Origin of the sequence: Halomarina litorea, from assembly GCF_024227715.1 — an archaeon.
In the GTDB taxonomy this organism is placed as follows: domain Archaea; phylum Halobacteriota; class Halobacteria; order Halobacteriales; family Haloarculaceae; genus Halomarina; species Halomarina litorea.
Genome location: NZ_CP100448.1, coordinates 152876 through 179272, shown reverse-complemented (window position 1 = coordinate 179272; position 26397 = coordinate 152876). Strand labels below are relative to the sequence as shown.

Below are 26397 nucleotides of genomic sequence, written 5' to 3'. Positions count from 1 at the left end.
AGATGGGCAACCAGCCCCTCATCGTACTGTCGGAGGACAGCCAGCGGACCTCCGGGCGAGATGCCCAGTCGATGAACATCACGGCCGGGAAAGCGGTCGCCGAAGCGGTTCGGACGACACTCGGCCCGAAGGGGATGGACAAGATGCTCGTGGACAACTCGGGCAACGTCGTCGTCACGAACGACGGCGTGACCATCCTCGACGAGATGGACATCGAGCACCCCGCGGCGAACATGATCGTCGAGGTCGCCCAGACCCAGGAGGACGAGGTCGGCGACGGCACCACGACGGCCGTCGTCATCACGGGCGAACTCCTCGCGAAGGCCGAGGACCTCCTCGAACAGGACATCCACGCCACCATCCTCGCACAGGGCTACCGCCAGGCCTCCCAGAAGGCCAAGGAAGTCCTCGAGGACATGGCCATCGAGGTCGGCGCCGACGACACCGAGATCCTCGAACAGATCGCTTCGACCGCGATGACCGGCAAGGGCGCGGAGACCGCGAAGGACACGCTCTCGACGCTCGTCGTCAGCGCCGTGCAGGCCGTCGCCGACGACGAGGGTATCGACACGGACAACGTCAAAGTCGAGAAGGTCGTCGGTGGCTCCGTCGACGAGTCCGAACTCGTCGAGGGCGTCATCATCGGCAAGGAGCGCGTCCACGACAACATGCCCTACGCCGCCGAGGACGCCAACATCGCGCTCCTCGACACGGCAATCGAGGTCAAGGAGACCGAGATCGACGCCGAGGTCAACGTCACGGACCCCGACCAGCTCCAGCAGTTCCTCGACCAGGAGGAAAAACAGCTGAAGGAGATGGTCGACAAACTGAAATCGGTCGGTGCCGACGTCGTCTTCTGTCAGAAGGGCATCGACGACATGGCCCAGCACTACCTCGCACAGGAGGGCATCATCGCCGTCCGCCGGGCCAAGAAGAGCGACATGAAGCGCCTCGCCCGCGCGACGGGCGGTCGCCTCGTCTCCAACGTCGACGATATCACCGAGGACGACCTCGGCTTCGCCGGCAGCGTCGCCCAGAAGGACATCGGCGGCGACGAGCGCATCTTCGTCGAGGACGTCGAGGAGGCCAAGTCCGTCACGCTCATCCTCCGCGGCGGCACGGAGCACGTCGTCGACGAGGTCGAACGCGCCATCGACGACTCGCTCGGCGTGGTGCGCGTCACGCTGGAGGACGGCAAGGTCCTCCCCGGCGGCGGCGCTCCGGAGACGGAACTCGCCCTCGAACTGCGCGAGTACGCCGACAGCGTCGGCGGGCGCGAGCAGCTCGCCATCGAGGCGTTCGCGGACGCCATCGACGTCATCCCCCGCACGCTCGCGGAGAACGCCGGGCTCGATCCCATCGACTCGCTGGTCGACCTGCGCTCGAAGCACTCGGCCGGCGAGCAGACCTCGGGGCTGGACGCCTACACGGGTGACGTCGTGAACATGCAGGACGACGGCGTCGTCGAACCCCTGCGTGTCAAGACGCAGGCCGTCGAGAGCGCCACCGAGGCCGCCGTGATGATCCTCCGCATCGACGACGTCATCGCGGCCGGCGACCTCAAGGGCGGCGGCAGCAGCGACGACGACGAGGACGAGATGCCGCCCGGCGGTGGCGGTATGGGCGGCGGCATGGGCGGTATGGGCGGCGGCATGGGCGGCATGATGTAAGCCCACGTTTTGCTGCGCTCACTCGCGGCCTGACGGCCGCTCGTTCACTGGCAAAACCTGGACTAAAATCGCCGCTCGCTCCCGTCGAACTGCCTTCGGCAGTTCGGTGGTCACTCACGGCGGACCCTCGCGCTCCGGCGCTCGGGGTCCTCCGACTGTCTACCACTCGCACCGTCTTCAGACCACTTCTCTCGTTTATCGCCCGGCCAGCGGCGGCGCTGTCACCGTCGCGGGCGACTCGGCCGGTTCCGCTCAGCGCTCGCCCGCCAGTTCCGCCTCGAACTCCGCGACGAACTCCTCGACCACCGAGTGGCGGTGAGCCGCGAGTTCCCGGCCCCGCTCGGTGTACATCCGGTCGCGCAGCGAGAGCAGTTTCCCCTTCGCGTGGGCGAGTTGGCTCGCCTCGTCGCCGTGCATCGGGTGACCGAGCGTCCCGCCGTGGGCGAACGCCCGCCCGATACCCACCGCGCCCATCGCGTCGAGGTTGTCCGCGTCACAGAGGACGCGCGCCTCGCGCGTCTCCGGTTCGACGCTCCCGGAGTACCGGTGGGCGCGCACGCAGTGGGCGACGTGGTCCGTCGTGTCCTCGTCCGCCCCCACGTCGGGCAGAATCTCGCGGGCACGCTCCGCCCCCCAGACGGCGTGGTCCTCGACTTCCCCGCGTGCCTCCCGTTCGCGTCCCACGTCGTGGAGGTAGACGGCGGCGAGGAGGACCGTCTCGTCGTCGTCGAGACGGGCGAGCGTCCGGGCGAGGCGTCCGACCCGTTCGACGTGGTGCCAGTCGTGAGCGGGGGCCGCCCCCTCGAAGAACGGGCGGGCGCGGTCGCGGACGGCGTCGAGCATGGCCGCATCCTGCCCCGATTGCGGGATAGGCTTTCCTATCTCCCCTCCGTCTGTCACGTACCACATGGTGGATTCCGTCGGCGTGGTGGTCGACGTCGTGGTGCTGGTGGCGTCGGTCGGCGCGCTGTGGCTCGGGGCGACGCTGTTCGTCGACCACGCGACCCGACTGGCCCGTCGCGCCGGCGTCTCGGACCTCGTCGTCGGTCTCACCGTCGTCTCGGTCGGCACGTCGGCACCGGAGTTCGCGGTGGCGGTCGACGCGGCCCTCGTCGGCCGGCCGGACCTCGCCGTGGGCGGCGTCGTCGGGTCGAACCTGTTCAACTTCGGCATCCTCGGCGGTGTCGTCCTTCTCGCGGGCACGAGCGTCGCGGTGCCCCGGGAACTGGTGCGCCGCGACGGCCCGATGGTCCTCCTCGCGACGGCACTCGTACTCTGGTTCGTCCGCGACCTGCGCTTCTCGTCCGTCGAGGGCGGCGTCCTCCTGGTCCTGTTCGTCGTCTACCTCGTCGTCCTGTTCGTCCGCGGGGCCGACCTGCCCCCGGAGTCCGCGGCGGCCCCCGCCCGGTGGTTCTCCCCTCTGCTCGCCGTCGCAGGCATCGTCGCCATCGCCGCGGGCGCGAACGGTGTCGTCTCGGCCGCGAGCGACCTCGCGCGCCTGCTCGGCGTCTCGGAGTGGGTCATCGGCGTCACCGTCGTCGCCATCGGGACCTCCTCGCCCGAAATCGCGGCGAGCGTCGTCGCCGCCCGGCGCGGGTTCGCTACCATCGCCGTCGGCAACGTACTGGGGAGCAACCTGTTCAACCTGCTCGGCGTCCTCGGCGTGGCCGCCGTCGTTGCCCCCCTCCCGGTCGCGGACGAAGCGGTCGGGCAGACGGCGTGGCTCCTCGGTCTCTCGGTCGTCGCCGTCGGCCTCGTCGCCAGCGGCCGCCGACTCTCCCGGCCGGAGGGGTCCCTACTCCTCGGTGCCGTCCTCGTCCGGTGGGCGCTCGACCTCCTCTGACTCGACGTGCACCCGGCGGACGCGGTTGCCCGCGACGCGTTCGACGGTGAGCGCCACGCCGTCGACGCGCACCGTCTCGCCCTCCTCGGCGGGCCGTCCGAGGCGGTCGGCGAGCAGTCCCGCGACGGTCTGCAGGTCGTCGTCGCCGAAGGGGGTCCCGAGCGCGGTCGCCACGTCCCCGACGGCGGCCTTCCCGCGGGCGCGCACGCCCCCGGCGTCGAGGGGGACGACTGTCCGTCGCTCGCCCACGTCGTACAGTTCGCCGACCACGGCCTCCGCGAGGTCCTCCAGCGTCAGCAGTCCCTCCGCCGCGCCGAACTGGTCGAAGACGACGGCGAGTTCGACGCCCTCCGCCCGGAGGTCCTCGAGCACCTCGTCGAGCGCGCGCCCCTCGAAGACGTGGAGGACGGGGTTGAGCACGTCCGTGAGCGCCTCGCCGCGCGCCTCGGCGCCCAGCAGGTCCCGGACGTCGACGTAGCCGACGACGCTGTCGAGGTCCGTCTCGAACACGGGCAGGCGCGTCCGACGCTCGCGCGCGCAGGTCGCGAGCGCCTCGTCGACGGGGGTGTCCGCGGCGACGGCGACCACGTCGGCCCGGGGGGTCATCACCTCGCCCGCGGTTATCTCCGCGAACTCGAAGACGCCCTGGAGCATCCGCTCTTCCTCGTCGTCGATGACGCCCTGTTCCTCGGCCGTCCCGACCAGCGCTGAGAGTTCCTCGCGGGTGACGTAGGGGCGTTCGAGGTCACGCTCTCCGCCGACGAGTCGCGCGAGGGCGGCCGTCCCCCGGTCGAAGGCGGCGACGATGGGGTAGAGGACCCACTGGAGCGTCGCGAGCGACCCCGCCGAGCGGACCGCCCACGACTCGGCGTTGGCGACGCCGTAGGACTTCGGGACGATCTCGCCGAAGACGAGCACCACCGTGCTCACGCCGAGCGTGGAGGCGACGACGGCGTACTCGGCGGGGAGCGCATCCGCGAGGAGCACGGTGGCGATGCTGGCGATGGCGATGTTGACGACGTTGTTGCCGACGAGGATGGTGACGAGCAGGCGGTGCGGGTCGGCCTTGAGGCGTCTGAGCGTTCCGACCCGGCGGGAGTCGGGCATGCCGTCGAGGCGGTGGGCGGGCAGCGAGAAGACGGCGATCTCGCTGCTGGAGAAGTAGGCACTGGCGAGGGTGAGCGCGAGGATGGCGAGGCCACCGAGGAGTGCGGCCGTCGTCGTGAGCATGTGGAGGTCCCTTGGCGGGACGGCCACCTAAGACCCCTACTCCTCGACGTCGAGCGGGAACTGCTCGTGTTCGGTAACGGCGTTCAGCACCACGCTGGTGTTCGACTCCTTGATGTTCGTGTCCCGCAGGAGCTGTTTGATCTGCTCGTTCATGCCGTCCGTGTCGCGGAACTTGCCGATGGCGATGATGTCGTGGTCGCCGGTCACCTCGTAGACGGAGATCATCTGCTTGGCCTCGCGGAGCGCGTCCGCGACCTCCTGGATGGCGTTGCCCTCCACCTTCAGCTGGATGACGGCGGTCACGTCGTAGCCTAGCGCGTCGTAGTCCACGATGGGGGTGTAGCCGCGGATGACCCCCTTCGATTCGAGGTCCTTCAGGTGGTTCGAGACGGTCGTGACGGAGACGTCGAGTTCCTCCGCGAGGCTCCGGAGACTGGCTCGCCCGTCCTGCAGGAGGGCGTTGACGAGCTTCTCGTCTAGATTTTCGTACGTCATCACACCTACCCAGTCTGTGGGGGGACTATAATTTTACGAATATCCATTTCCTCGCGGAGAAGGGCGAGGGTTGCGCTGACCAGTACCGCTTTATAGGAATAGGCGGATGTATGGACAACGCGCAAGATGACAAACCCAAACGTAACTCCCGACGGTGGGTTGACGACGGCAGCCCAGTCGGTCGTCGACGAGATCGAATCGAAGGAAGTCGACTTCCTGCGCCTCCAGTTCACCGACATCCTCGGGACGGTGAAGAACGTCGCCGTCCCGGCCTCGCAGGCCGAGAAGGCGTTCACCGAGGGCATCTACTTCGACGGCTCCTCCATCGAGGGGTTCGTCCGCATCCAGGAGAGCGACATGCGCCTCATGCCCGACCCGGCGACGTTCGCCGTCCTGCCGTGGCGCGACGGGAAGTCCGCCCGCCTCATGTGCGACGTCGTCGACACCTCGACGGCCGAACCGTTCGAGGGCGACCCCCGGTACGTCCTCCGGCAGGCGCTCGCACGCGCCGACGAGATGGGCTACCAGGTCAACGCCGCGCCCGAACCCGAGTTCTTCCTGTTCGAGGAGGACGAGGACGGGACCGCGACGACGAAGACCAACGACGCCGGCGGCTACTTCGACGTCGCCCCCAAGGACCTCGCCTCCGATGTCCGCCGTGACATCATCTACGGCCTCGAACAGATGGACTTCGAGATCGAGGCCAGCCACCACGAGGTCGCGGAGGGGCAACACGAGATCAACTTCAAGTACGACGACGCGCTGTCGACGGCCGACAACGTCGCCACCTTCCGCATGGTCGTCCGCGCCATCGCCGCCGAACACGGCTACCACGCGACGTTCATGCCCAAGCCCATCGCCCGGATCAACGGGTCGGGGATGCACACCCACGTCTCGCTGTTCACCGAGGACGGCGAGAACGCGTTCCACGACGACGACGACGAGTTCAACCTCTCGGCGACGGCCCACTCGTTCCTCGCGGGCGTCCTCGAACACGCCCCGGCCATCACGGCCATCTGCAACCCGACGGTCAACAGTTACAAGCGCCTCGTCCCCGGCTACGAGGCACCCGTCTACGTAGCGTGGTCCGACCGCAACCGCTCGGCGCTCATCCGCAAGCCTGCGGCCCGCGTCCCGGCCGCCTCGCGCATCGAACTGCGCTCGCCGGACCCGTCGTGTAACCCCTACCTCGCGCTCGCGGTCATCATCCACGCCGGTCTCGACGGCATCGAACGCGACCTCGAGGCCCCCGACCCGGTCCGCGAGAACATCTACGAGTTCGACGAGGAGAAACGCGAGGAGTACGGCATCGACACGCTCCCCGCCAACCTCGGGCAGGCGCTCACGGCCCTCGAGAGCGACGAAGTCGTCCGCGAGGCCATCGGCGACCACGTCTACGAGAAGTTCGTCGCCGCGAAAACCCAGGAGTACGACGACTACCGCGTCGACGTCTCCCAGTGGGAACTCGACCGCTACCTCGAGACGTTCTGAGCCAGCGCGCGCGAACCACACGCGACACCCTCCTTTCGACGCCCGAACGTTCATCCCGGAAGCCGCGGCCATCGCCCCCGTGACCTGAGTCGCGTCGCGGAGCGCGACGGGGACCACGTCCCGACCCGCGCCCGGACGGACGCGGGAGTGCGGCACCACGCTCCGCGAGTCCGGAGCCGTGCCGCCTGCCCGCCCCGTCCGTCCTCTCGTCCCTACACCCCCACGTTCGCCTCGCGGCCGTCCGGCTCGTCGGCTTCGTCGGCCAGCAACGGCGTCATCAGTACCCCCACGACGACCAGTACGCCGCCGACGAACGCCACGGCCGGACTCGGCAGGTACGTGTAGAGGACGGCGAAGCCGACGCCGAGCGTACCGAGCATCGTCGCTCCGATGGCCCACTCCCGGCGGGTGAGGCGACGGCCGACGACATGGTCGTCGGCGTAATGCCACGCGACCATCCCCCCCGTCGTCGCGCCGAGCGCCGCGGCCGTCTCGAAGGTGAGGCCCCGCGTGACGACGCTCACCACCGCCAGCGCGACGGCGAGGGCGAACGCGCGCTTCGGTCGCTCGCCCCGTTCGGCCAGCAGGTACACGACGGCGAGAAACGCCGCGCCGACGACCGCTCCGGCGAGGACGTCGACGAGGTAGTGGACGCCGAGGACGAGTCGCGAGAGCGCGACGAGGCCCGCGACCAGCGCCGCGGCCAGCAGTCGCCGCGGGAGCGTCGAGACCCGGAGGACGAGCGCCACGCCCCCCCAGATGGCGGCGGTGCCGAGGGCGTGGCCGCTCGGGAACGCGAAGCCGTCGGCGGTGGCGACGCTCAGATACAGCGGGTGTAGCGCCGGCGGTACCACCTCGATTCCCGGAACCACCTCCGGGACCGGCGGGCGCGGGAGGCCGAAGTATCCCTTCAGCGTGCTCGTGAGCGCGACGACGCCGAGCGCCAGCGCGACGAGGAACGCCGCCCGTCGCCGGTCGAGCGGAGCCACGTCGTCGGCGACGAGGTACAGGCCCGTGAGGACGACGAAGTAGAACCACGGGTCGCCGAGTTGCGTCACGAGCGCGAACACGACGAAGAGGGGGTCTCCGAGCAGCGACTGGAGCGCGTCGACGACGTCGACTCCCCGCTCCGGTATCGGCGAGGACTGGAACAGGGTCATCGGGGAGAACTACGGTCGGCGAGAACTTACCGCTTGGCCGCGGCACGCGGTCGCGAGCGGACTGACTCGCTCACCCGCGCTTGCTCCTGACGAAGTCGAGGAGGCGACCGGGGACGCCGACGAAGTTGAGCGCCGCGCCCATCGCCAGGAAGACGAAGTAGAGGCCGAGCGTCGACAGCCAGATGACGAACATCGCCATGACGGCCCAGAGGCCGCTCTCGATGAGCGTGAAGGCGGCGATGGTCATGGCCGTCCCGTAGAGGAGCACGAGGTACGGTCCCCACCCGCGGGCTTTCCCGCGCCGCATCCGCTTGCGGACGTACCGGCGCATGTCGCTCTCCAGTTCGTCGCGGTGGACGGTCCGGTCCTCGATCTCGTCCTCGAAGGTGCGAAGCTGTCTGCGCAGCCTGCGGACCTCCGATTCGAGGTCGTCCTCGTCGAGGTCCTCCGCGCCGAAGTCGTCGTCCGCCGGTTCCGTCTCGAAGGTAGTGTCGTCGTTCATGAACTGAGTGGTGTCTCCGCGTGCCGCCTTCTTCCCGTTGAAGTCCGTCGCCTGGTCGATGCGCCCCGCGAGGACGGCGTTCAGGACGACGCCGGTCAGCAGGACGAGGCCGCCGAAGTAGAGGAACGTGACGAGCAACAGCGCGCCCGCGAGGACGCCGTAGGCCTCGTAGCCGCTCGATACCTCCGTGTAGAGGCGAAAGCCCGTCTGGAGGGCGGTCCAGCCAACGGCGGCGAACGCCGCCCCCGGAATCGCCTCGGTGATGGAGATGTCGGCCGTCGGGAGGACGTAGTACAGCGGGAGGAACGTGACCGTCAACCCGCAGAGCAGGAGGACCGTCCCGAGGAGGTCGAGGAGGTCGACGCCGGCGACGACGAGTTCGAACGAGGGTATCGCGAGGAGGGCACCGATGGCGATGGTGAAGGCGATGCCGCCGCCGACGGCGACGAGCGTCACGAAGCCGTCGCGCAGTTGGTCGACGAACCCACCGATGGGGCCGCCGTAGACCGTCGAGAACCCCACGTCCATCCCGCGGAACAGTTTGAGGGCACTCCAGAGGAGCGTCACGAGCGCCACGATGGACGCGCCCGCCTGTCCCTGCTGGTTCCTGAGCGCTCCGCCGATCTCCTCGCCGGCCGCGGCTCCGAGCTGGGCCTCGACGATGCCGATGACCTCCGTCCGGAACGCCTCACCGCCGACGACGTTCGCCACGACGAGCCCGAGCAACAGCAGCGGGACGAGCGAGATGAACGCGTAGTAGGCGAGACTCGCCGCGACGAACGTGATGCGGTCCGACCGAACGCCGTGTATCACCCCCTTGAGGATGTCGACCGGTCGGGATGCGGTGTGGCTCACGGGACGGGATTCACGCGAGGATTACATATAATCAGGGGGACCCCGCTCGCGCCTCAGGTCGTCGCGCGGCGAATCTCGCCGACGTCTGCGTCCGTCTTGAACGTCGTCCCTCCGAAGTGGGTCCGCGAAGCCGCAAAGCCCGCCTCTCGCAGGCGGTCGAGGAACTCGTCCATCCCGATTGCCGAGATGTTCCACTCCTTCGAGAGGCGGTGCTGGTCGTAGTGGGTCGGCTCGTGGAGTTCACCCTCGAGTCGTTCACAGAGGCGGCCGGCACGCTTCGCGGTCCCCATCTCGTCGGTGATTCGCCCGCGGACCGCCTCGACGAACGCCGGGTCGTGGGCCGCACCGAGCCAGAGGGGTCCCGCCGCCTGCACCCGCGTCCCCTCGCAGAGCGGGCAGGTGTCGACGGGGTTGGCGACGAGGCCGAACGCGTGTTCGCGGTAGAGGCAGTCCTCGCAGTGGTAGACGTAGCCCAGTTCGTCGAGTGCGTCGTTCGCATCGGTCGCCCGATTGTGTACGCGCAGGTACGTCCGGACGTAGTGGCGCGTCGCGTGGCTGAAGACGGGTTCGGCGCCCACGTCGTACCGGGCGGCGGTTCGCACGAGTGCCGAGAGGAGGACCCGGAGGCCCATCTCGGCGTGGAAGTCGGTGTTCCGGGGTATCGCGCCGTACTTCCGGACGCCGCTCTCGAAGTGCGCCCCACAGAGGGGTGCGGTGTCCGTCGCGGTGATACAGACCAGTTCCCGCCCGCTCCGGAAGGCGGCGTCCGCGAAGGGGATGGGCGTTCCGAAGGGATCGACGTCCACCACGTCGAACCGGTGTTCGTACATGAGGGCGTTCGCGTTCCGATGGACAACCTCGCCGGCGAGGTCGTTGCGCGCGAGGTTCTCGCGGGCGAGTTCGACGGCCTCCTCGTCCACGTCACAGCAGGTGACGTCCCAGCCCTCGCTCGCGGCCCGCACCCCCCGGATACCGCTGGCGGCGGTGGCGTCGAGGTACTCGCCCGGCCGGCCGTCGTGTCTGCGGGTGGCGTGTTCGCGCAGGACGGCGACGGTCAGGTCGCGGTTCAACTCCTGATCGGGGTTGAAGAAGACCCCCTCGCCCGCCCCCGCCTCCGGTTGCTCGGGCACCTCCACCGTGACGTTCCCCTCGCGCACTTCCATACACGGGCCACCCCCTCGGGGGCGAAAAGGGCCACTATCTCCGGCGAAACCCGAGAGGCTCCGCTATCGTGACGCGGCCGTCCCCCGAGACACGATCCCGACTGGGTCGCCGTCCACTGCGAGGGCTTTCGCGCCGACGTGGTAGACGACGGGGCACTCCCGTGCTCCTTCCACTCTGAGTCGACTCGTTCGCCGTGACCCCACTCGCTCGCGCTCCTTGCTCCCGACTCGCTTCGTCACCGGAACGCTCCGCGTTCCGGTTTCCATCGGGACCGAAGGTCCCGCGCGGCTCGTCGGGACTACAGTCGCTACCGCTCCCTAGTCACGGCTCACTGGCGTTCGCCGTGACCCGAACCTGTTTTGCCCCCCCCCGGCTACCCATGGTGTGACATCGGCCGACGAGTGGCGGGCGACGCTGGCCGAGACGGGCGAACTCGACGCCCGCGTCGCCCGTCAACTCCTCGACGCCCACGGCTCCCGGGGGTCCCGTGCCATCGAGGCCGTCGCCGAGCGACGGGTGAAGGAGTACCTCGATTTCACTGTCGTCGTCGGCCACGCCGAGGAGTACGTCGTCGAGGACGGCGGCTGTGGCTGCAAGGACAGCCAGTACAACCTCGACCCCGAGGACCCCGACGAGCGCTGCTGGCACGTCATCGCCGTCGACCTCGCGCGCGGTCTCGACGCCGTCGACCACCACGACATGTGGTACTCGGAAGTCCGAGAGTTCCTATAGCACCGTTTTCTTCGTCGGGTGCGCCTGCGGCGCACCGCTCCTCGAAAACCCTCTCCCAGCAAGCGCGCGGGACCGCCGGTCCCGCTGGCAACCAGAACGCAGAGCGTTCTGGTAACGAAGTTTCTGGGAGCCTGCGAGACGCCGAGCGTCTCGCAATGGCACGAAAAAGTGCGGGCGCTCGCTCCACTCGCGCCCGAGAATCGCGCTCGGGGTGACACCCTCGCGCGAACGCTGGTCATCTACCGCACTTTCGCGTTTCGACTACTTCTCGGCGCACATCTCTACGAAGTTCCGGAGGATGCGCAGGCCCGTCTCGCCCGACTTCTCGGGGTGGAACTGGGTCCCGAAGACGTTACCCCGGTCGTTGGCGACGATGGAGGCGAACTCGCGCCCGTAGTCCGTGGTGGCGACGGTGGCGCTCTCGTCGTCAGGGACCGCGTAGTACGAGTGGACGAAGTAGGCGTGCTGTCCGTCGACACCCTCGACGAGGGGGTGGTCGCGCTTCACGTCGAGTTCGTTCCAGCCCATGTGGGGCACCTTCTGCCCCTCGGCGAACCGCACGTTCCGGCCGGGAACGAGGTCCAGCCCCTCCACGTCGCCCTGTCCCGCGTGGGTGGCCTCCTCGCTCGTCGTCAGGAGCATCTGCATCCCGAGACAGATGCCGAACAGGGGCGTGCCCTCCGCGGCGAGGTCGAGGAGGACGTCGCGGAACGGGCCGGCGTTCTCCATGCCCTCGCTGAACGCTCCGACGCCGGGGAGGACCACGCCGTCGGCACGGTCGAGAACGGCCGGGTCGGCGCTGACTTCCACTCCGGCCCCGGCGCGTTCGAGGCCCCGGGTGACACTCCGGAGGTTCCCGAGGCCGTAGTCCACGACGACCACGTCGGCGGTGACCTGCATGCTCATGGGTGCGCTACGGCCGACGCCGGCAAGTCAGTTCCGTCGTCCGAGTTGTGTCCGCGGACGACATGATGGACATATATAGGTGTCACTCCTCGTCGTGATATTCCGGCTGAAGTAGAAAGACTTAGAATCATCCATCGGAATGTGGAGATGTTCGCACAATGTCCAAACGACGCGACTTCCTGAAGACGGCAGGTGCACTCGGCAGCGCGGGGCTCCTCGCGGGATGCCTCGGCGGCGGCGACGGCGGCGACGGCGACAACGGGTCGGGCGGCGGTAGCACGAACGACACGACGGACGGGGAGGGCTCCCCGTCGGGCAACGGGTCGGGCGAGTCCACGTCCGACTCGGGGGAGAAGTTCCGCGACGGCACGCTGAACTTCATCATGTCGCCCTCCGAGCCACAGGAGCAGATGATGGCGCAGTACGCGCCGGTCAAGAGCTACCTCAACGAGGCGCTCTCGGTCCCCACGGAACTCACGTACGGGAACAACTACAGCGCGGTCATGTCCGCGCTCGACTCCGGGACGGCCGACGTCGCGGAGATGGGGCCGTTCGCGGCCGCACTCGGCGTCAAGGCCGAGAAGGTCAACATCGTCCTCCAGCGCAAGGGCTACGGCTCGTACACCTACGTCAGCACCATCGTCACCAGCGCCGACAGCGACGTCAGTTCGCTCTCGGACCTCAAGGGCAAGACCATCGCCTTCGCGGACCGTCTCAGCGCCAGCGGCGCGCTGTTCCCGCTGTACATGCTCAAGCAGGCGGGCCTCAGCATCGGCGAACTGCCCCAGAGCGACGGCGGCGCCGACTTCACCGCCCAGTTCGCCGGCGGTCACGACAAGGCGCTGGCCGCGGTCAACACCGGACAGGCCGACGCCGCCGGCGTCGGCGAGTTCATCACGCTCAACGACAACCGCGAGCAGAAGGAAGGTATCGAGTACGTGAAGAAGTACGAGGGTATCCCGCGCGCCCCCATCGCGGTCAGCCCCCTGCTCCCCGAGGAACAGCAGTCCTCGGTCACGCAGGCACTCCTCGACTCCCCCGAGTCGATGTACCTTGGCGAGGACGGCGAGGCCGACACGGACGACGACCTCTGGTTCTCCGACGTGCGCGAGGCCGACGCCGAGACCTACCAGCCCGTCATCGACGTGGCCAAGCAACTCGGTATCGACATCGGCTTCCTCGAAGGGTAGTCCGAACGCGGGACGTAACGCCTTTCAAATCCCTCACGATTACCACACTCAATGCCCGCAGTCTCACTCGAAAACGTCACCAAACGCTACGGCGAGGACACCGTCGCACTCGACGACGTCTCCGTCCACATCCCCGAAGGGGAGTTCGTCGTCGTCCTCGGCCCTTCGGGCGCGGGCAAGTCCACCCTCTTGCGCGTGCTCAACGGTCTCACCCAACCGACCGAAGGCGAGGTGCGCATCGGCGACAGCACGGTCGGCGGCGCGCGCAGCGAGGTCGGGATGGTCTTCCAGATGCACTACCTCATCGAGAGCATGAGCGCCTACCGGAACGCGCTCACGGGTGCGCTCGGCCGCACCGGCTACGCCCGCAGTCTCGTCTCCGCGTACACCGACGACGACAAGCGCGCCGCCCTCGAAGCTCTCGACACCGTCGGCCTGCTCTCGGAGGCCCAGCAACGCGCCGGGTCGATGAGCGGGGGACAGAAACAGCGCGTCGGCATCGCCCGCGCCCTCGTCCAGAACCCGGACCTCCTGCTCGCAGACGAACCCGTCGCCAGCCTCGACCCGAAGGCCGCCAGCGACGTCATGGGCTACATGAAGAGCGCCGCCAAGGAGCGCGAACTGACCACCATCGCGAGCCTCCACCAGGTGAACCTCGCCCGCGAGTTCGGCGACCGCTTCATCGGCATCCGCGACGGGCGCGTCGTCTTCGACGGCACCCGCGAGGAACTCACGATGGACGAGGTCGACGACATCTACTACGGGCCGGGCGGCGACAGCGCCCCCCACCTCGCGACTGACGAGTCGGGCGAGGAGGTGGTCCAGTGAGCAACGAGCGTCGGACCATCGACGAGGCTCTCCAGTCCATCGAACGGAGCCAGCAGGCCAGGCGAGTCCTCATGCTGGTCGGCCTCGCCGTCGTCGTCGGCCTCACCTCCCTCGGACTGGAGGTGCTCCAGTTCTCCATCAGCAGTCTCGTCGGCCAGTGGCCGCAGTTCACCGAGGCCGTCTCCGAGTTCGTCCCGCCGAAGTTCGAGGAGTTCACGCTCTACTCGAAGAACAACGAGGTGGGCGCGGACGCGGAGGGAATCGGTCGACTCGCCGGCCTCTGGGAGTCGTTCCTCCACCCGGGGACGTTCGTCGAGACGCTCACCACCGAGGCCGGCCGCGGCCGGACCATCGTCGGCCTGAGCCTCATCACCATCGTCATCGGGTTCGTCGGGACCGTGCTCGGCTTCCCCCTCGCGCTGATCTTCGGCATCCTCGGGAGCGAGCGCGTCGTCCCGTTCCCGTTCAACTTCCTCTTCCGCGGGACGATGTCCACCATCCGCGCCATCCCGGCGCTCGTCTGGATCCTCATCTACATCCCGCTGGCGGGCATCACGCCGCTGTCGGCCATGCTCGCCGTCGCCACCGACACCATTGGGAACCTCGGGCGACTGTTCACCGACGAACTGGAGGAGATCGACGAGGGGCCCATCGAGGCCATTCGGTCGACGGGCGCGAACCGCCCGCAGATCATCTCGTTCGGGATGCTGAGTCAGGTGTCTACCTCGTTCGTCGCGTGGACGCTCTACATCCTCGAGATCAACACCCGCATCGCCATCAGCCTCGGCGTCTACGGTGCGGGCGGCATCGGGTCGTACATCAACACCCGCATCGCACTCGGCGCGTACAGCCGTGCCGCGGCGGGCATCGCGATGGTCATCTTCATCGTCCTGTCCGTCGAACTCGTCTCCTCGCGCATCCGCGCGCGCCTGCGTCCGGGTGAACACGAGGGCAAGAGCGTCATCGACGCCCTGCGCGACCTCGGCACCCCCGGGAAGTGGCTCGGGATGGGCGGCGGCAGCAAGAACTAGGCCGTCGGTCTTCGCGCGCGCTCTTAGCCGCTCGTCAGTAGTCGCCCAGTCGCGACTGGTCGGACTCCCCCGCACCCACGAGCGCCGCCGCCTCGTCCAGCGCCGCCTCGAACGTCTCCTGCTGGCTCCGGTCGTACAGCGTCGCGGCGGGGTGGAGACTCACCAGCACGCGGCGGGTCGTCTCTCCGATGCGGACCTCGTGGACGCTCCCGGCTTCCTTCGTGACGGCCACGTCCCGCCCGAGGAGGTGCTGGCTCGGCACCTTCCCCAGCGTGACGACGAGGTCGGGGTCCACGAGGTCGAGTTCGCGTTCGAGGTAGTCCCGGCAGTTGGCGAGTTCGTCCGTGTGCGGGTCGCGGTTGTCCGGCGGGCGACAACGCACGCAGTTGGTGATGCGCACCTCGTCGCGCGAGAGGCCGCGTTCGTCGAGGGCTGCGTCGAGGACGCTCCCCGAGCGTCCGACGAACGGTTCGCCCTGTTCGTCCTCCTGTGCGCCGGGGCCCTCGCCGACGAACACGAGGGCCGCGTCCTCGGCGCCCGCGCCGTTGACGATGCGCGACCGGGACTCACAGAGCGCCGGACAGCGGGTACAGCCCTCCACGACGAGGCCGTCCATGTGTTCGAGGTCCATACCGTGGGCGCGCGCGGCAGCGACTAATCAGGTGCGGTCGCCCACGCAGGCCGTGCCGTCCTACCGGGTGTCGTCCGCCCGTCCGAAGTCACTCGTCCGCCGGAAGTCGTCGCCGGCCCGCGCCGCGAGACGGGCGACTCGGAGCGGTTCCGGCCGGCCCCCCTCGGGGGTGAACGCGCGGACGACGGCCACCGCCTCGCCGTCGTCGAGGCCGACGCTCCGGACGTACACCGTCTCGCCGTTCACCTCGACCGGCCGTCGAGGTGGCTGGCGCTCGTAGACGGCGCGTCGGGCGTCGAGGGCCGCCCCGGAAAACTGCTCGCGGAGGGCGTCCCCGAGGCCCGGACTCGCCTCGAAGGACACCGAGAGGACGGGTCGCTCCACGGCGTCGTGGAGGGCGAGCAGGTCGAGGAGGTTGAACCACGCGGGGGCGATGCCCGCGACGAGGAGGTAGCGGACGTCCTCGCGGCCGAGCGAGTCGTACAGGTCGGCGACGCGGTCGGTCGCGTCGCTGCCGCCGACGGTTATCGAAGAGAAGGCGAGTCCGTCGAGGGCGCGGTCGGCGCGCAGGACCGCGCCGGCGACGGTGCTCCGGTCGGCGTCGGCGTAGGACTCGGCGACACCGAGTGCCCGCCCGCGGGGCGACACGGCTCAGTCTTTCATCTCTTCGAGTCGGTTGAGGAGTTCGTCGTTGGACTCCTCGAACTCGAAGTTCACTTCGCCTCTGTGGGCCTCACCGGTCGCGAGGCTCTCGTCCTCGTCGAAGTCGGTGTCGATTTCCTGATTGTCCTGCTCGGACTCATCGTAGCTCCCGAAGCCCATAGTGAGTCAGACTTAGGAATTGCCCGGGAAAAGTGTTGGGTGGGTTGCAGACCGATACTGTTGCTCCTGTAGGTAGGCTGAAGTGGCAGCCACTCCCGTGTGGGCGTATGGATGTCCACAACGTCACGGCCGACGCCGAGGCGTTCACCTGCAACGCCTACCTCGCACTGGGCGACAGTCCGACGCTCGTCGACGCCGGTGCGATGCCGGGCGTCGTGGACGTCGTCCGGGACCACACGGACCACCTCGACCGGGTCGTCCTCACCCACCAGCACGGGGACCACGTCTCGGAACTCGACGCCGTCCTCGACGCCTTCGAGTGTGACTGCTACGCCTACGGCGACCACCCGCGGCGCACCCACGCGATCGAGGACGGTGACACCGCCACCATCGGCGACGAGGAGTTCGAGGCCGTCTACACCCCCGGCCACGCGGGCGACCACCTCGCGTTCGTGAGCGAGACGACCCTGTTCAGCGGCGACGTCGTCGTCCACGACGACGGCGCGTTCGACTACGGCAGTTTCGGACGCACGGACATGCCCGGCCAGTCCCGCGAGCGCCTCATCCAGTCCATCGAGGACCTCCTCGACCGGATGCCCGACGGCGTCGAGCACATGTACTCGGGCCACGGCGGCATCTTCCACGGCGACGTCCGCGACGTGGTGGAGACGTCGCTCGAACGCGCTTCGAAGCGCGACCCGAAGTATCCGGACGACGACTGACGCCGCCCGAGTCAGGGGTTCTCACGGCCCCCGAAACGGCTTTACCTCTCACGCGGAGGTCAACCTATGCCCGGACCCGTCTTCATCGAGGGCGACGCGGTGACGCTTCGGACCATCGAGGAGGAGGACCTCGGCTTCCTCCAGCGGACGGTCAACGCGCCGAACGTGCGCCGCTACCTCGGCGCGCGCGACCCCATCAACGGCAAGCAGGAACGCGAGTGGTTCGAGGAGCGCGCCTCCGACGACGGCCACGCGAGCCTCCTCGTCTGTCGCGGCGAGGAGCCGATGGGCTCCGTCGGCGTCCACCCCCGCGGGAACAGCGGCGTCAACGCCGAACTCGGCATCCTGCTCGCCGAGGAATTCTGGGGCCACGGCTACGGCACCGAGGCCAGTCGGCTCGCCACGGAGTACGCCTTCCGCGAGAAGCGCTTCCACCGCGTGTTCGCCCGCGTCTTCGAGGGCAACGTCGGCTCCCGGCGCATCTGGGAGAAGCTGGGATTCCGCCACGAGGCGGCGTTCGAGGAAGCCGAGTTCATCGACGGCGAGTACGTCACCGTCCACTACTACGCCGCCCTCGCGGACGAGTGGCTGGACGAGGGGTAGCGAACAGGCGACGCCGCGCGGCGAACGCCGGGGCTGGCGTCACACACCCGCGCACTCCCCGGAGCGACCCGTCAGACCACGGGATGGGTGGTCCCTCCATCGCGGACGAACGTCCGGAGCGGGAGTCGATAGCGGCCGGTTCGGTACGGACGACAGGAGTTAAGGATGGGTATCTACCAGTGACCGTGTGAGCGCGTTCGCTTCCTATCCCCAACTCGACGGCGACCTCTTCGAAACCGTCCAGCTCTCGGGCGCGTTCGACGACTCGAAGACGTTCGTCGACGCCGTCCCCGAGTGGGACACCGCGGAGCTGAGGGCGCGCTTCGAACGTGAACGCGAGCGCTCCGGATCGGACTTCGACGTCGAGGCGTTCGTCGCCGAGGCGTTCTCCCTCCCCGAGGACCCCGTCGTCGCCGCCGACCCCTCGACGGTCTCGATGGAGTGGTACATCGACGAACTCTGGCCGTTCCTCATCAGACACCCGCGCGAGGACCGCGAGCGGGGGACCTTCCTCCCCGTCCCCAACCGGTACGTCGTCCCCGGCGGGCGGTTCCGGGAGAGCTACTACTGGGACACCTACTTCACCGCGGTCGGACTGGCAGTCACGGGCCGCATCGACCTCATCGACGAACTCGCCGAGAACTGCGCGGCGCTCATCGACGAGTACGGCTGCGTCCCGAACGGCAACCGCCTCTACTACACGACCCGCTCGCACCCCCCGATGTTCTGTCACCTCCTCGACGTCCTCGAGAGCGAACGCGGGTTCGACGGCGTCCGGGAGTACCTCCCCGCCCTCCGGCGAGAACACGAGTTCTGGATGGACGGCGCGGAGGGGACGACCGGGGACGACCCGGCCGCCCGCCGCGCCGTCCGGACCGACGACGGCGTCCTCAACCGGTACTGGGACGACCGGTCGGGGCCGCGCGAGGAGTCCTACCGCGAGGACGTGGCCCTCGCGGCGGACGCAGACCGCCCCGACCGGCGAGTCTACCGTGACGTCCGGGCGGCCTGCGAATCGGGCTGGGACTTCAGCAGTCGGTGGCTCGCGGCCGACGACGAGTTGACGACGATTCGCACGACTGACCTCCTCCCGGTCGACCTGAACGCGTTCTGCTACGCCATGGAGTCGAAGCTCTCGGAGTGGGAGCGAGCCAGCGGGAACCCCGAACGCGCCGACCAGTACGCCCGCGCCGCCGAGCGACGACGGGACGCGGTCGACGCCCTGTGCTGGGACGAGGAAGCGGGCTTCTACTTCGACTACTGCTGGTCCGAGGGCAACCGGACCGACACCTGGTCGCTCGCGGCCGTCGTCCCCCTGTTCTGCGGGATGGCGACGGACGAACAGGCGGCGTCGGTCGCGGCCCACCTCGACGAGCACTTCCTCCACCCCGGCGGGCTGGTGACGACGCTGACGGAGTCGGGCGAGCAGTGGGACTACCCCAACGGCTGGGCACCGCTCCACTGGATGGCGGCCGTTGGGCTCCGGGAGTACGGCCACGACCGACTCGCGGAACTCGTCGCCGGCAGGTGGCTCGACCTCAACCGCGACGTGTTCGACCGCGAGGGACTACTGCTCGAGAAGTACGACGTCACCGGGGGCACCGGCGCGGGCGGCGGCGGAGAGTACCCCCTCCAGTTCGGCTTCGGCTGGACGAACGGCGTCGCACTCGCGCTGCCCGCGCTGTTCTACTGACCTACCCTGCCGTACTCGGCGGCCCGGTCCGATTTGGGAGGCTCAGCTCCCACCCGTCGCCGTGTAATCGGTTCTCGCCCTGCCACGAGCGAACGAGCAACGCGAACGAGCGGGCCGAGGAGCCCGTGAGCGGACCGAACGGGTGAACGGAGGCTTCGGTGGAGGTTCTGCCAGCGAGTGGCGCGTGAAGCGCGCCGCCGACCGCAGCAAACCGCCCTACATGAAATCAGCGATGCCAGACTGCTTGTTCTTGTCATTTTCGAACACGCTCTCCAGGCTCTTCTCCAGCACTTCGAGGCGCTGTTTCGTGTAGTCGCGGCAGCCGAACTCCTCGGCGACGTGGATGGCGGTGTCCATGTACTTGTTCACGGACCCCTGATGGACGGTGAGGTTCACCCGGCCGCCGCACTCCCGACAGTCGCCGGTGAGGGGCATCCGCCGGTACTTCTCGCCGCAGTCGAGACAGCGCGTCTCCTGTCGGGAGAACGCCCGGAGGTTCCCGATGAGGTCCGGCAGGAAGTGGTACTCGATGACGCGTTCGGCGACGTCCGTCTCGTCGACTGCCCGCAGTTTCCGTGCGAGGGCCAACTGAGCGTCCATCTTGTCCATCATGCTCCCGAGCGTCTTGTACGCCGAGAGGTCCGGCCCCAGCGCGATGTTCGACGTATCGTGGGTGTGGTGGAAGTCGGTGTACTCGCGGTCCGTCCCGAGGTTGACCTCCGCAATCTGCACCAGGTCCTCCACCTCGCCGGGGTCGGCCATCTCGCGGGTCGCCTCGTAGAACTCGCGGGGGTACTCCCGGACGACGTCCATGTTGTGCGCCTCGTCGTCGATTTCTGCGGGATCGATGCGCGAGGACATCACCAGCGGGGCGTCCATCCGCCCGCCGCGCTTGTCCGGCAGGAAGGACTTCGAGAAGTTGAGCAGACCGTCCATGAGGAGCATGACGCAGTCTTCGTCGCCGTCGCAGTTCGCGGCCTGTAGCCCTTCTACCGCTACATTGTGGGTATCCGCGACCGTGAGGCAGTAGGTGTTCTCGACGTCGGACCGGACGAACTCGACGCCAGTCACCTCGGCGCGTGCGACACCGCCGTCCGCAGCGACTGGTTCGACGGATGAGGGTCGGGTTTCGGGGTCCCGCGCCAGCACCTCCATCCCCCGAGTCACTTCGCTCGCTGCGACACGCGTCACCCCGCCCTCCCAGACGAGCAGTTCGTGGTCGGGTGTGACCGTGAGCGACCGACCGTCCGCCGTTTTGATTTCGACCAAGTGGTCCGGTGCGACGTGCTTCGAGACGGCCTCGACCGGCTTCAGAACTGGCTCCCCCGAGTCCGTGACGGACCGAACTCGGACTTCTTCGTCCAGTTCGGACACCAGCGTCCCGAAGTCGTCCGTCTCGGGGTCGTCCAGTCGCCCCTCGACGAACGAATCGATGCTCCCGTGACGCCACTCCCCGCTTTCGTCCTCGTACCACAGCTTCGTCTCCGGGTGGAAGCAGTTCCGCCGTTTCGCCGCGTGGAAGTACGGGTGTGCGTACCCCACCGCCGCCGAGGTGAACCCGACGACCCGGCCGACGACGGCCGCGCTGGTGTGGGGTGCCATCCCGAAGACCAGTTCGCCGACGAGGTCCTGTCGCTCGTCGACGTCGTAGAACGGTTCGAGGCCGTAGTACTGCTCGAGGAGGGCGTCGACGAAGTCAGCTGTCTTGAGCATGTGTTCGGCCGCGCCGTCCGAGAGGACGATGTCCTGCACCCGGAGTTCGACCAGTTGGTCGTCGTGTTCGAGGGGTTCGCCGTCGATGTCCGTCTCGTACCCGAGGTCACGCAACTGGCCGGCGGAGACGTCCAGTTCCTCCGCGCGAACCGAGGTGACCGGCAGGTCGGTCATGTCGTAGCGGACCGTGCCGTCCTTGAACGAACTGACGCCGTGTTTCGCCCGGAGGACGCCCTTCTCGATGGGTTCGGGTATCTTGTACGTCGAGGACAGCCCCTTCACGCCTTTCAGAATCTCGAAGGCGGTGGGTCGCTCCCCCACGCTGGCGAGGGCGTCGCGGTACTCGCCGGCCACGTCCACGACCCGCCGTTCGACGGGTTCGGCCTCGCGGCCACACCGGGGGCACTCCGCGCGTCCGGCCTCGTCGGGTTCGGTCTCGGTGCCACAGGACCAGCACTCGAAGACCGGGTTCGTCCGTCCGTCGCACGTCGGACAGCGGGCCTTGAACGTCCGCTCGCCGCACTCGCCACAGTCCCGGCGGGCGACTTCGACCTCTATCTGCCCGGCCTTCCCGCGCATCGAGTCGGTGTGGGAGGCGGCCCTGCTCACGTCGCGCTGACTCCCGCCGGCCTCGCCGATGGGGAACAACGTGTGGACGGCGGGGCTCATCTCGCGGCTCTCCGATTTCTCGGGGCGACCCATCCGGTTGCCGATGCGCGTCGGGGCGCGCTCCTGCACCCGGAAGGGGGCGACGGCCTCCACCGCCTTCATCGCGTTCTCGCCGTCGGCCCACTCGCGGGCCTCGGGGGGAACCTCCGTCGCGTCCCACGGTTTCTCGAGGTCGTCAGTGAGGCCGAGGGTGCGAACGAGGGGCCGGGCGTCGGGGACGGTCACTCGCTCGCTCCCCTGATTGTGCTGGACGATGAGCGTCTCGAGTGCGTTACAGACCGCGTCGGTCCGGGGGAGGACGAGGGTGTCGCCGTCCCACTCGCCCGCCTCGGCCACCGCCGTCGCGAGATCCTCGTAGTCGTCGACCGAGAGGTCGTGCCAGAGGTAGGTGTAGGTGGGGTGGAGGGGGGCGTCGTACTCCTCGGCCCACGTGAGGACCGCCTCGGCGTCCGGGTGTTCGAGTTCGACGTGCGGGTCGTCGCGCAACGCCTGCACGTCACAGCCCGCCTCTTCGAGGTCCTGCACCCACCACTCGACGGTGTAGGAGGCGGGCGCGAGGGGGTGGTTGTTCTCGACGAACTCCCCGAAGTTGACGAGGTACTCGCCGAGGTCCAAAATCTTCACGACGCCGTTTCGCACTTCGAGTGCCTCCTCGGGGTCGTCGACGCGCCTGACGTCCCCGTTGGCGAGTTTCACGGTAGGTCCCTCGATGGTGTCGACGGGGACGACGCCCGCCGCCTTCCCCGGTCGTTCGGTCTTTATCTGCGTCCCGGTGGCGAGGAAGTCGTCCACGAGGTGCATCGTCGCGGGGTGGACGCCCGCCGTCGCGAACCCGTGGTTGCGCGCCCGGCCGTAGCGCAGGCGGAAGCCTCCCTCCTCGCTCGGGTGGCCGAAGACGGGCCGGCCCGCGATGAGGTCTCGGAGGAACTTCGTGGCCGGTTCGACGCGCGGCGGCCCGGTCGGTTCGGGGTCGGGCGCCTCGTCTCCGGTCGTCGCACCGTCGCCCTCCGCGTCCGCCTCGTCGTCCCCGGCGTCCTCCTCTCCCCCGTCGCCGCTCTCGTAGTAGGTGCCGTCGATGAGGTCCTGAAGCCACGGCCAGTCCACCTCGTCGAGTTGGCGGGTGTAGCGCTGAATCTTGGGGGCCTTGAGCGCGATCCCCTCGGCCATGACGAGACACATCCCGCCGCGCGCGGAGTTGGTGTCGACCCGTTCGAGGTCACGGAACCCCGACACCTCCTCGTCACCCGTCGCCTCCCCGTCCAGCATGATGGGCATGTTCCGGGCGATGAACTTCGTCTCCTCGTCCTTCGGGGAGTACTGCAGGCCCGTCTCCTTGTCGTAGAGGGCCACCTCCTCGGCGTAGCGTTCGACCTCCACGTCCCGCGGCTTGTACTCGTCGATGCCGATGAGCGCGCGGGTGTAGTCGGCGACGAGGACGGAGAGGGCCTGTGCGGTCCCGCCCGCCGAGCGAATCGGGCCGGCGTAGTAGACGTTGACGAACTCCGTCCCGTCGTCGTTGTCCAGAATCTCGACGCGGTCGATGCCCTCGATGGGGGCGGCGACCACCCCCTCGGTCAGGAGGGCCACCGCGGTCCGGACCGCACCCTCCACTTTCCCCGCACGGGTGTCGTAGTCCCCGACGCGGCCCTCCGCGAAGTCCTCCGCGAGTTCGAGGGCCGCCTCCTCGCGGGACATCTCGCCTTCGAGTTCCCGCACCCGTTCGGCGACGCCCTCGATGCCGAGGATGTTCTCGACGCGGTCGGCCATGTCCTTCGCGACGGGTATCTCGACTTCGGGTTCCGGGTCGCCGCCACGTTTCTTCGCCTCCTCCGCGACGGCGAACGCCTCGTCCAGTCGCGACTCCAGACGCTCGAAGTACGCCTCGTCGCTCGGTCTCATCGTGCCCTCGCGCGCGTCGTGGGTCCCCTGAACTCGCGTGCGGGGCGGACGCGAGCGTCCCCTTCGTGCATACAGTGGGGTGCGACGACGCGGGCAAAAGTCTTCACTTCCACCCCACGGGCGGGGGCCTCGGCGTACCACGTACCAACACTTTTGGGAGCGTGCCACGCGCTCCCGTGCATGGCAGACACGGAGACGACAGTCGGATTCGTCGGTCTCGGCATCATGGGCCTCCCGATGGCGAAGAACCTCCTCGACGCGGGGTACGACGTGGTGGGGTACAACCGCTCGTCGGACCCGGTCGATGAACTGGTCGAGTACGGCGGGCAAGCGGGCGACTCCCCGCGCGACGTGGCCGAACGGGTCGACGTCGTGATTACCTGCCTCCCCGACTCGCCGGACGTGGAGAAGGTGGTCCTCGGGAACGAGGAGGAGGCGAACCCCGTCGTCGACGGCGTGAGCGAGGGGATGACCGTCGTCGACACGTCGACCATCTCGCCGACCGTCACCGAGGAACTCGCCGCGGAACTGAACGACCGCGGCGTCTCGATGCTCGACGCGCCCATTAGCGGCGGCGAGGAGGGGGCCATCGAGGGCACCCTCTCGATAATGGTCGGCGGCGACGCCGAGGTACTGGACGACCACCGCCACCTGCTGGACGTGATGGGCGCGACGGTCACCCACTGCGGGCCGAACGGCGCGGGGCAGGTGACGAAGGCGTGCAACCAGATCGTGGTCGCCACCACGAACGTCGCCGTCAGCGAGGCACTCGTCTTCGCCGAGAAGGCGGGCGCGGACCTCGAAGCCGTCGTCGACGCCATCAGCGGCGGCGCGGCGGGGTGCTGGACGCTCGACAACCGCGCGCCCAGCATGATTCGCGGCGACTTCGACCCCGGCTTCTTCGCGGAGTACCAGTACAAGGACCTCCGCATCGCCACCGACGCGGGCGAGGCCTTCGAGTCACCCATGCCCGCGACCGAACTCGTCCACGAACTCTACAAGTCGATGGTCGCGAACGGGATGGGCCGGGACGACAACTCCGGGGTCATGCAGGTCGTGGAGTTGCTGGCGGGGACGGAGGCAAGAATCGACAGCGCCGACGAGTAGGCGTCAGCGCCGCGCGTCCCGCAGGACTCGCTCCACGAACCCGCTCTTCGCCTCGGTGTAGGCCGCCCGGTCCGTACACCGCACGGCGAGTTCGCGTTTGACCCGTTCGTAGCGCCGTCGGGTTTCGGGGTGCTCCCGGAGGTGGTCGCGGAAGGCGAGGTGGTCGCACCACGTCCCGCTCCCGAGTGGCGTCAGCGTGAGGTAGTGCGTGCGGGAATCCTGCGACCCGCGCGCGAGGAACTCCCGGTCCGGGACGGGGTCGTCCGGGCGGTGGTCGTAGCCCGCGGGTTCGAGGAGGGGGACACAGTCGCGGGCGACGGCGAGGGAGCCGACCGCCACCGAGAGGTCGAGTATCGGCTTGGCGGCGAGCTCCCGGACCGCGGTGGACCCGACGTGTCCTATCGCCAGCGCACGCTCGCCGAGCAAGTCACGCAGGCGGTCGGCCTCGCGGTCTGCGGCGTCGTGCCACGACTCGCGGTGGTCGACGAGTTCGACCGTCCCGCGGGCGAGGCCGAGCTGGGGTTCGGACCCGCCGTCCGTCATCTACCGTTCGCGGACGACGACGAACTCTGCTAAATCGCGGAGGTACTCCATCGCCTGTCCCTGCCGGCTGCTCTCGGGGATGTGGGCGGTATCGAGGGCGTCGAGCGCGGCGTCGGCCTGGTCGCGGGCGCGCTGGTCCGCCTCCTCGGGCGTGATGTCCGTTATCTGGACGAGCGAGGGCCGTTCCATCACCTCGTCCTGCCCGGCGGGTTTGCCCAGCAGGGCGGCGTCCGCCGTGGCGTCCAGCACGTCGTCGCGAATCTGGAAGGCGATGCCGACGCGTTCGGCGTACTGGCCGAACGCCTCGACGGTGTAGGCGTCGGCGTCGGCGGCGATGGCACCCAGTTCGGCGGCGGCGCGGAACAGCGCCCCCGTCTTCCGGCGTGCGAGGGTCATGTACTCCTGTTCGGTGGTGGGCTGGGCGACGAGTTCCGTCGCCTCCCCCTCGCCGAGTTCGACCATCGCCTCCGCGACCACCTGCATGGCCTCCTCGTCGCTGGAGAACAGCGCGAACGCTTCGCCGAGCAGGCCGTCTGAGGCGACGAGCGCCGGGCCGTAGCCGTAGCGGGTCCACGCCGCGTCCACCCCCCGCCGGAGTTCGGACTCGTCGATGATGTCGTCGATGACCAGCGAGGCGTTGTGGACGAGTTCGATGCCCACCGCGAAGTCGAGGGCGTCCTCGGTGGTCCCGCCCGCCACCTCACACGAGAGGACGGCCACCGTCGGGCGCACGCGCTTGCCCCCCGACAGCGAGACGTGGCGCACCTGCTCGGCGAGTTCCGACGGTTCGACCCCGTCGAGGACCTCCTCCAGTCGGTCCTCGACGCGTCCGCGCCGGGACTCCAGATACTCCATCGCGTATAAAGAGGAGATGACGTGGTTTGTAGGTGACGAAACC

At 68.7% G+C, this 26397-nt stretch carries 24 protein-coding genes; 11 read left to right on the top strand and 13 right to left on the bottom strand.

The window, feature by feature from the left end; genetic code table 11:
* The first annotated feature begins 2 nt into the window (after positions 1 to 2).
* Positions 3 to 1670, top strand: coding sequence for a thermosome subunit alpha (gene thsA, locus NKG96_RS00965; protein ID WP_254538167.1), 1668 nt, complete (start codon positions 3 to 5; stop codon positions 1668 to 1670).
* 252 nt (positions 1671 to 1922) lie between these two features.
* Here thsA and NKG96_RS00960 read toward each other — a convergent pair whose 3' ends face one another.
* A complete protein-coding gene (locus NKG96_RS00960) occupies positions 1923 to 2513 on the bottom strand; it encodes an HD domain-containing protein (protein ID WP_254536592.1) in 591 nt (196 codons plus the stop codon).
* Positions 2514 to 2577: 64 nt separating this feature from the next.
* Between NKG96_RS00960 and NKG96_RS00955 the strand changes: the two genes are divergently transcribed.
* Positions 2578 to 3513 carry a calcium/sodium antiporter gene (locus NKG96_RS00955; protein ID WP_254536591.1) on the top strand — a complete coding sequence of 312 codons (936 nt, stop codon included), beginning with the start codon at positions 2578 to 2580 and terminating at the stop codon, positions 3511 to 3513.
* On the opposite strand, the gene NKG96_RS00950 is transcribed toward NKG96_RS00955, so the two are convergent.
* Positions 3466 to 4770: a hemolysin family protein gene (locus NKG96_RS00950; RefSeq protein WP_254536590.1), complete on the bottom strand. Its 1305-nt coding sequence runs from the start codon at positions 4768 to 4770 to the stop codon at positions 3466 to 3468. The genes NKG96_RS00955 and NKG96_RS00950 overlap by 48 nt on opposite strands.
* A gap of 9 nt (positions 4771 to 4779) precedes the next feature.
* The gene (gene lrp / locus NKG96_RS00945; RefSeq protein ID WP_254536589.1) at positions 4780 to 5238 is read right to left on the bottom strand and encodes an HTH-type transcriptional regulator Lrp; all 459 of its coding nucleotides are present in this window, start codon (positions 5236 to 5238) and stop codon (positions 4780 to 4782) included.
* A gap of 126 nt (positions 5239 to 5364) precedes the next feature.
* On the opposite strand from lrp, the gene glnA reads away from it, so the two are divergent.
* Positions 5365 to 6729 (top strand): type I glutamate--ammonia ligase, encoded by a 1365-nt coding sequence (glnA, locus tag NKG96_RS00940; RefSeq protein WP_254536588.1) that lies wholly within the window; start codon positions 5365 to 5367, stop codon positions 6727 to 6729.
* A 212-nt stretch (positions 6730 to 6941) separates the two neighbouring features.
* On the opposite strand, the gene NKG96_RS00935 is transcribed toward glnA, so the two are convergent.
* The 3 genes from NKG96_RS00935 to NKG96_RS00925 form a co-directional block, all read right to left on the bottom strand.
* Complete coding sequence (locus NKG96_RS00935) at positions 6942 to 7889, bottom strand: phosphatase PAP2 family protein (protein WP_254536586.1); 948 nt, start codon at positions 7887 to 7889, stop codon at positions 6942 to 6944.
* A gap of 70 nt (positions 7890 to 7959) precedes the next feature.
* Positions 7960 to 9246 carry a YihY/virulence factor BrkB family protein gene (locus NKG96_RS00930; protein ID WP_254536585.1) on the bottom strand — a complete coding sequence of 429 codons (1287 nt, stop codon included), beginning with the start codon at positions 9244 to 9246 and terminating at the stop codon, positions 7960 to 7962.
* Positions 9247 to 9299: 53 nt separating this feature from the next.
* The gene (locus NKG96_RS00925) at positions 9300 to 10409 is read right to left on the bottom strand and encodes a tRNA (guanine(26)-N(2))-dimethyltransferase (protein ID WP_254536584.1); all 1110 of its coding nucleotides are present in this window, start codon (positions 10407 to 10409) and stop codon (positions 9300 to 9302) included.
* A 385-nt stretch (positions 10410 to 10794) separates the two neighbouring features.
* Here NKG96_RS00925 and NKG96_RS00920 point away from each other — a divergent pair, with 385 nt between their 5' ends.
* Complete coding sequence (locus NKG96_RS00920; RefSeq protein ID WP_254536583.1) at positions 10795 to 11142, top strand: hypothetical protein; 348 nt, start codon at positions 10795 to 10797, stop codon at positions 11140 to 11142.
* A 261-nt stretch (positions 11143 to 11403) separates the two neighbouring features.
* On the opposite strand, the gene hisH is transcribed toward NKG96_RS00920, so the two are convergent.
* On the bottom strand, positions 11404 to 12048 hold the full coding sequence (gene hisH, locus NKG96_RS00915) for an imidazole glycerol phosphate synthase subunit HisH (RefSeq protein ID WP_254536582.1): 645 nt from the start codon (positions 12046 to 12048) through the stop codon (positions 11404 to 11406).
* A 158-nt stretch (positions 12049 to 12206) separates the two neighbouring features.
* Between hisH and NKG96_RS00910 the strand changes: the two genes are divergently transcribed.
* The 3 genes from NKG96_RS00910 to NKG96_RS00900 are packed head-to-tail and all read left to right on the top strand — an operon-like array spanning position 12207 to position 15097.
* Positions 12207 to 13238: a phosphate/phosphite/phosphonate ABC transporter substrate-binding protein gene (locus tag NKG96_RS00910; RefSeq protein ID WP_254536581.1), complete on the top strand. Its 1032-nt coding sequence runs from the start codon at positions 12207 to 12209 to the stop codon at positions 13236 to 13238.
* 51 nt (positions 13239 to 13289) lie between these two features.
* The gene (gene phnC / locus NKG96_RS00905; RefSeq protein ID WP_254536580.1) at positions 13290 to 14066 is read left to right on the top strand and encodes a phosphonate ABC transporter ATP-binding protein; all 777 of its coding nucleotides are present in this window, start codon (positions 13290 to 13292) and stop codon (positions 14064 to 14066) included.
* Positions 14063 to 15097: a PhnE/PtxC family ABC transporter permease gene (locus NKG96_RS00900; RefSeq protein ID WP_254536579.1), complete on the top strand. Its 1035-nt coding sequence runs from the start codon at positions 14063 to 14065 to the stop codon at positions 15095 to 15097. The genes phnC and NKG96_RS00900 overlap by 4 nt, the downstream gene beginning before the upstream one ends.
* Positions 15098 to 15131: 34 nt before the next feature.
* Here the strand turns inward: NKG96_RS00900 and NKG96_RS00895 are convergent, their stop codons facing one another.
* Genes NKG96_RS00895 through NKG96_RS00885 form a run of 3 tightly spaced genes read right to left on the bottom strand, consistent with a single transcriptional unit; the run spans position 15132 to position 16550 of the window.
* On the bottom strand, positions 15132 to 15728 hold the full coding sequence (locus NKG96_RS00895) for a uracil-DNA glycosylase (RefSeq protein ID WP_254536578.1): 597 nt from the start codon (positions 15726 to 15728) through the stop codon (positions 15132 to 15134).
* 60 nt (positions 15729 to 15788) lie between these two features.
* On the bottom strand, positions 15789 to 16376 hold the full coding sequence (locus NKG96_RS00890; RefSeq protein ID WP_254536577.1) for an endonuclease dU: 588 nt from the start codon (positions 16374 to 16376) through the stop codon (positions 15789 to 15791).
* Positions 16377 to 16379: 3 nt separating this feature from the next.
* Complete coding sequence (locus NKG96_RS00885) at positions 16380 to 16550, bottom strand: DUF5786 family protein (protein ID WP_254536576.1); 171 nt, start codon at positions 16548 to 16550, stop codon at positions 16380 to 16382.
* Between the two features lie 107 nt (positions 16551 to 16657).
* Here NKG96_RS00885 and NKG96_RS00880 point away from each other — a divergent pair, with 107 nt between their 5' ends.
* From NKG96_RS00880 to treF, 3 genes are all read left to right on the top strand, one after another.
* Positions 16658 to 17272, top strand: a complete 615-nt coding sequence (locus NKG96_RS00880; protein WP_254536575.1) for an MBL fold metallo-hydrolase — start codon at positions 16658 to 16660, stop codon at positions 17270 to 17272.
* A 66-nt stretch (positions 17273 to 17338) separates the two neighbouring features.
* Positions 17339 to 17875 (top strand): GNAT family N-acetyltransferase, encoded by a 537-nt coding sequence (locus NKG96_RS00875; RefSeq protein WP_254536574.1) that lies wholly within the window; start codon positions 17339 to 17341, stop codon positions 17873 to 17875.
* A 187-nt stretch (positions 17876 to 18062) separates the two neighbouring features.
* Positions 18063 to 19568, top strand: a complete 1506-nt coding sequence (gene treF / locus NKG96_RS00870) for an alpha,alpha-trehalase TreF (RefSeq protein ID WP_254536573.1) — start codon at positions 18063 to 18065, stop codon at positions 19566 to 19568.
* A 216-nt stretch (positions 19569 to 19784) separates the two neighbouring features.
* On the opposite strand, the gene NKG96_RS00865 is transcribed toward treF, so the two are convergent.
* Entirely contained in the window at positions 19785 to 23849 is a 4065-nt protein-coding gene (locus NKG96_RS00865; RefSeq protein ID WP_254536572.1) for a DNA-directed DNA polymerase II large subunit, read from the bottom strand.
* Between the two features lie 180 nt (positions 23850 to 24029).
* Between NKG96_RS00865 and NKG96_RS00860 the strand changes: the two genes are divergently transcribed.
* Positions 24030 to 24956, top strand: coding sequence for an NAD(P)-dependent oxidoreductase (locus NKG96_RS00860; RefSeq protein ID WP_254536571.1), 927 nt, complete (start codon positions 24030 to 24032; stop codon positions 24954 to 24956).
* 3 nt (positions 24957 to 24959) lie between these two features.
* Here NKG96_RS00860 and NKG96_RS00855 read toward each other — a convergent pair whose 3' ends face one another.
* Positions 24960 to 25499, bottom strand: coding sequence for a GrpB family protein (locus NKG96_RS00855; protein WP_254536570.1), 540 nt, complete (start codon positions 25497 to 25499; stop codon positions 24960 to 24962).
* Positions 25500 to 26354, bottom strand: coding sequence for a polyprenyl synthetase family protein (locus tag NKG96_RS00850; RefSeq protein ID WP_254536569.1), 855 nt, complete (start codon positions 26352 to 26354; stop codon positions 25500 to 25502).
* Between the last annotated feature and the right edge of the window lie 43 nt (positions 26355 to 26397).

Excerpts from the sequence above, each read along its gene's own strand:
- thsA (WP_254538167.1), top strand. The coding sequence starts at position 3 with ATGGGCAACCAGCCCCTCATCGTACTGTCGGAGGACAGCCAGCGGACC.
- NKG96_RS00960 (WP_254536592.1), bottom strand. The coding sequence starts at position 2,513 with ATGCTCGACGCCGTCCGCGACCGCGCCCGCCCGTTCTTCGAGGGGGCG.
- NKG96_RS00955 (WP_254536591.1), top strand. The coding sequence starts at position 2,578 with ATGGTGGATTCCGTCGGCGTGGTGGTCGACGTCGTGGTGCTGGTGGCG.
- lrp (WP_254536589.1), bottom strand. The coding sequence starts at position 5,238 with ATGACGTACGAAAATCTAGACGAGAAGCTCGTCAACGCCCTCCTGCAG.
- glnA (WP_254536588.1), top strand. The coding sequence starts at position 5,365 with ATGACAAACCCAAACGTAACTCCCGACGGTGGGTTGACGACGGCAGCC.
- NKG96_RS00935 (WP_254536586.1), bottom strand. The coding sequence starts at position 7,889 with ATGACCCTGTTCCAGTCCTCGCCGATACCGGAGCGGGGAGTCGACGTC.
- NKG96_RS00925 (WP_254536584.1), bottom strand. The coding sequence starts at position 10,409 with ATGGAAGTGCGCGAGGGGAACGTCACGGTGGAGGTGCCCGAGCAACCG.
- hisH (WP_254536582.1), bottom strand. The coding sequence starts at position 12,048 with ATGAGCATGCAGGTCACCGCCGACGTGGTCGTCGTGGACTACGGCCTC.
- NKG96_RS00910 (WP_254536581.1), top strand. The coding sequence starts at position 12,207 with ATGTCCAAACGACGCGACTTCCTGAAGACGGCAGGTGCACTCGGCAGC.
- phnC (WP_254536580.1), top strand. The coding sequence starts at position 13,290 with ATGCCCGCAGTCTCACTCGAAAACGTCACCAAACGCTACGGCGAGGAC.
- NKG96_RS00895 (WP_254536578.1), bottom strand. The coding sequence starts at position 15,728 with ATGGACCTCGAACACATGGACGGCCTCGTCGTGGAGGGCTGTACCCGC.
- NKG96_RS00885 (WP_254536576.1), bottom strand. The coding sequence starts at position 16,550 with ATGGGCTTCGGGAGCTACGATGAGTCCGAGCAGGACAATCAGGAAATC.
- NKG96_RS00880 (WP_254536575.1), top strand. The coding sequence starts at position 16,658 with ATGGATGTCCACAACGTCACGGCCGACGCCGAGGCGTTCACCTGCAAC.
- NKG96_RS00875 (WP_254536574.1), top strand. The coding sequence starts at position 17,339 with ATGCCCGGACCCGTCTTCATCGAGGGCGACGCGGTGACGCTTCGGACC.
- NKG96_RS00865 (WP_254536572.1), bottom strand. The coding sequence starts at position 23,849 with ATGAGACCGAGCGACGAGGCGTACTTCGAGCGTCTGGAGTCGCGACTG.
- NKG96_RS00860 (WP_254536571.1), top strand. The coding sequence starts at position 24,030 with ATGGCAGACACGGAGACGACAGTCGGATTCGTCGGTCTCGGCATCATG.
- NKG96_RS00855 (WP_254536570.1), bottom strand. The coding sequence starts at position 25,499 with ATGACGGACGGCGGGTCCGAACCCCAGCTCGGCCTCGCCCGCGGGACG.
- NKG96_RS00850 (WP_254536569.1), bottom strand. The coding sequence starts at position 26,354 with ATGGAGTATCTGGAGTCCCGGCGCGGACGCGTCGAGGACCGACTGGAG.